This window comes from Streptomyces glaucus, assembly GCF_039533365.1.
In the GTDB taxonomy this organism is placed as follows: Bacteria; Actinomycetota; Actinomycetes; order Streptomycetales; family Streptomycetaceae; genus Streptomyces; species Streptomyces glaucus.
This window is the reverse complement of record NZ_BAAATK010000137.1, coordinates 1-1,092: the sequence shown is the minus strand read 5'-3', so window position 1 is coordinate 1,092 and position 1,092 is coordinate 1. Positions and strand designations below refer to the sequence as shown.

The window sequence follows — 1,092 nt, the reverse complement described above, 5'->3', positions numbered from 1 at the left end:
TCCACTCGCCGCTGATGGACCCGATGCTCGACGACTTCCGCACCGCCCTCACCGGACTCACCGCCCACGAGGCGAGCGTCGACGTCGTCTCCACCCTCACCGGGACGACCGTCCGCCCGGCCGGCCTCGCCTCGCCCGACCACTGGGTGCGGCACGCCCGGGAGACCGTCCGCTTCGCCGACGCCGTCCGAGCGCTCGCCGACGCGGGCGTGCGCCACTTCCTGGAGATCGGCCCCGACGCCGTCCTCACCTCCCTGATACGAGAGGCCGTACCGGACGCCACCGAGGTCGTCCCGCTGCTGCGCCGGGACCGCGACGAGGAGACGGCCGCCGTGACCGCGCTGGCCCGGCTCCACACCGCCGGCGTCCCGGTGGACTGGCCGGCCCTGTTCGCCGGCACCGGCGCCCGCGCCGTGGACCTGCCCACCTACCCCTTCCAGCACGAGCGCTACTGGCCCGAGACCGCCGACGCCGTGCCCGCGTCCGGCGGCGACGACGGCGTGGACGCCGAGTTCTGGGCCGCCGTCGAACGCGAGGACCTGGAGTCCCTCGCCGCCCGGCTGGACCTCGACACCGAGATCCTCGGCGGCGTCGTCCCCGCCCTGTCCGCCTGGCGCAGCAGACGCCGGGCCCGGTCGCTGTCCGACGCGCTGCGGTTCCGCGAGACCTGGCAGCCACTGCGGACCGCCGCCTCCGGGCCGTCCGGCACCTGGCTCGTCGTCCTGCCCGCTGACGGACCCCACACCGACACCGCGTGGCTGGACGCCGTGACCGCCGCCCTCGGCACCGACACGGTGACCGTCAGGCTCGGCAAGCGGCCCGCCCGCGGCGAACTCGCCGGGGAACTGTCCCGGCTCACCGCCGACGGCACCCGCTTCAGCGGCGTCCTCTCCCTGCTCGCCGGCACCGACGCCACCCGCTGGACCAGCGTCCCGGTCGGCCTCGTCGACACGGCCGTGCTGCTGCAGGCCCTCGACGACGCCGGGATCCGCACCCGCGTGTGGGCCGTCACCCGCGGCGCGGTCGCCGTCACGCCCGACGACCCCGTCGATCCCCTCCAGGCCGCCCTGTGGGGCCTGGGCCGCGTCGCCG

1 protein-coding gene is annotated in these 1,092 nt (G+C 76.6%); it reads left to right on the top strand.

The window, feature by feature from the left end; translation table 11 throughout:
- Nucleotides 1-14: 14 nt before the first annotated feature.
- Nucleotides 15-1,092 (top strand): acyltransferase domain-containing protein (locus ABD363_RS32405; protein ID WP_344610038.1); only part of this gene is annotated, 1,078 nt, incomplete at its 3' end.